We start from the raw sequence: 2,412 nt of genomic DNA, 5'->3' as shown, positions 1-2,412 counted from the left end.
TGGATACCGCTTTCGTGGGCAAAGGCGTTCTTGCCGACGATGGCCTTGTTGAACTGCACGGCAAAGCCGGACACAGTCGCGACACGGCGCGAGATGTTCATCAGCTTGGTGCTGTCCACGCCCGTCTGGTAGGGCATGATGTCGTTGCGGACCTTCATGGCCATCACGACTTCTTCCAGCGCGGTGTTGCCCGCGCGTTCGCCCAAACCGTTGATGGTGCATTCGATCTGGCGCGCGCCTGCCTCGACAGCCGCAAGGCTGTTGGCGGTCGCCATGCCAAGGTCGTTGTGGCAATGGGTGGCAAAGATGATCTCGTCCGCGCCGGGCACGTTTTCGAGCAGCTTGCGGATCAAATCGGCGCTTTCGCGCGGCGCAGTATAGCCGACGGTATCGGGGATGTTGATCGTGGTCGCGCCCGCCTTGATCGCGATTTCGACGGTCCGGTAGAGATAATCAAGTTCGGTCCGAGTAGCATCCATCGGGGACCACTGCACGTTGTCACACAGGTTGCGGGCATGGGTGACCGTTTCGTGAATCCGCTCGGCCATTTCGTCCATGGTCAGGTTGGGAATGGCACGGTGCAGCGGAGAGGTGCCGATAAAGGTGTGAATGCGCGGCTGGGCTGCGTGTTTCACGGCGTCCCAACAGCGGTCGATATCGCCAAGCTGCGCCCGCGCCAGCCCGCAGATCACCGAATTCTTCGACAGTTTTGCGATCTCGCTGACGGCGGCAAAGTCGCCCTCCGAGGCGATGGGAAAACCGGCCTCGATGATGTCGACGCCCATTTCATCCAGCAGACCGGCGATTTCGATCTTTTCGGCGTGGGTCATGGTCGCACCGGGGCTTTGTTCGCCATCGCGCAACGTCGTGTCAAAGATCAAGACGCGGTCTTGTTTGGTCGTATCGGTCATGTTTTGGGTTCTTTCTTTCTGCTTAATCATCCGTGGCGCGCTGCACATCCCTCTGAGCGGGCGCGCCGGATGGCACGCTCAGAGGCGGATTAGCAGGAGTAGGTTTGCACACAACGACGGCGCGCTTGCGCGCGTCAGGGTCGGTGTATGATCAGCATAAGTCATGAGGCAACGTTATACCGCTGCAAACCCAAATGGGAAGAGTTTTTTGGGTTGTTCTGTTTGCGGATGTTGAAGGGCGCGGTTTGTCCGCTACTTGGGGGCTATGAAACAGATTTTGATTATTGGCGCGTCGGGTGGGGTCGGATCGGCCTTGGCGACCGCATATGCGGCACGCGGCGATCAGGTGACGGGCCTTTCGCGGTCGGTTGACGGGCTGGACCTGATGGACGAGGCGAGCATCCAGGCACATATCGGCGGTTTGAACGGGCCGTTCGATGTGGTTCTGATAGCTTCAGGTGCGTTGGAGATTGACGGGGCGGAGCCGGAGAAAACCATCAAATCCATCACTCAAAAAGCGTTGATGGACCAGTTTGCCCTGAACGCTGTCGGCCCGGCCTTGGTGCTGCGCCACGCGGCCGATCTGCTGCCGCGTGATGGGCGCGGGGTGTTTGCGGTGCTCTCGGCAAGGGTTGGGTCCATCGGGGACAATAAAATCGGTGGCTGGATCAGCTATCGCAGTGCCAAGGCGGCGGTGAACCAGATCGTGCATACTGCGTCGATAGAATTGGCGCGGTCGCACAAGCACAGCATCTGCGTGGCGTTGCATCCCGGTACGGTCAAGACGCCGTTCACCGAAAAATACCTCGCGCGGCATCCGGCGGTTGAGGCGTCCGAGGCGGCGGAAAACCTGCTGTCGGTGATTGACGGACTTGGGGTCAAGGACACCGGCCAGTTCTTTGACTGGGCCGGAAAGCCAGTGCCATGGTAGCGCGGCTGGTTCTGGTCCTTGGCGATCAACTGTCCGAAGGGCTAAGCGCTTTGCGGGCAGGGGATAAAGCAACTGATACCGTCGTCATGGCCGAGGTCGCGGACGAAGCGAGCTATGTCAAACATCACCCCAAGAAGATCGCGCTGGTCTTTGCCTCGATGCGCAAATTCGCCCGCGCGCTTGAGGACGACGGCTGGACTGTCGCCTATACGCAGCTGGATGATACGGAAAATGCAGGCTCTATCGTGGGGGAATTGCTGCGCCGCGCCGAACAGAGGGGCGCGGCCGACGTACTGGCGACGGAGCCGGGCGAATGGCGGCTGATCGACAAACTGAAATACGCGCCCTTGAAGGTCGAGATTTTGCCGGACGACCGGTTTTTGGCGTCACATGCCGAATTCGAGGCATGGGCGGACGGGCGTAAAGCCTTGCGGATGGAGTATTTCTATCGCGAGATGCGGCGCAAAACCGGACTGTTGATGGAGGGCGATAAACCCGCTGGTGACAAGTGGAATTTCGACCATGATAACCGCAAGGCAGCCCCCGCTGATGTGACAGTAGATGGCCCTT

At 59.7% G+C, this 2,412-nt stretch carries 3 protein-coding genes; 2 read left to right on the top strand and 1 reads right to left on the bottom strand.

Features of this window, described 5'->3' with window-relative positions:
• On the bottom strand, nt 1–911 hold a 911-nt coding region (locus tag ABYT07_RS20495; RefSeq protein WP_372993850.1), incomplete at its 3' end, for a 2-isopropylmalate synthase.
• 265 nt (nt 912–1,176) lie between these two features.
• Here ABYT07_RS20495 and ABYT07_RS20490 point away from each other — a divergent pair.
• Both ABYT07_RS20490 and ABYT07_RS20485 read left to right on the top strand, forming a co-directional pair.
• Nucleotides 1,177–1,842, top strand: coding sequence for an SDR family NAD(P)-dependent oxidoreductase (locus ABYT07_RS20490; protein ID WP_372993849.1), 666 nt, complete (start codon nt 1,177–1,179; stop codon nt 1,840–1,842).
• A partial coding sequence (locus tag ABYT07_RS20485; protein ID WP_372993848.1) for a cryptochrome/photolyase family protein occupies nt 1,836–2,412 on the top strand: 577 nt, incomplete at its 3' end. The genes ABYT07_RS20490 and ABYT07_RS20485, both read left to right, overlap by 7 nt.

It is taken from the genome of Sulfitobacter sp. (assembly GCF_041552635.1).
In the GTDB taxonomy this organism is placed as follows: domain Bacteria; phylum Pseudomonadota; class Alphaproteobacteria; order Rhodobacterales; family Rhodobacteraceae; genus Sulfitobacter.
The sequence above is the reverse complement of the archived record's forward strand: the minus strand, read 5'-3'. Positions and strand labels throughout refer to the sequence as shown.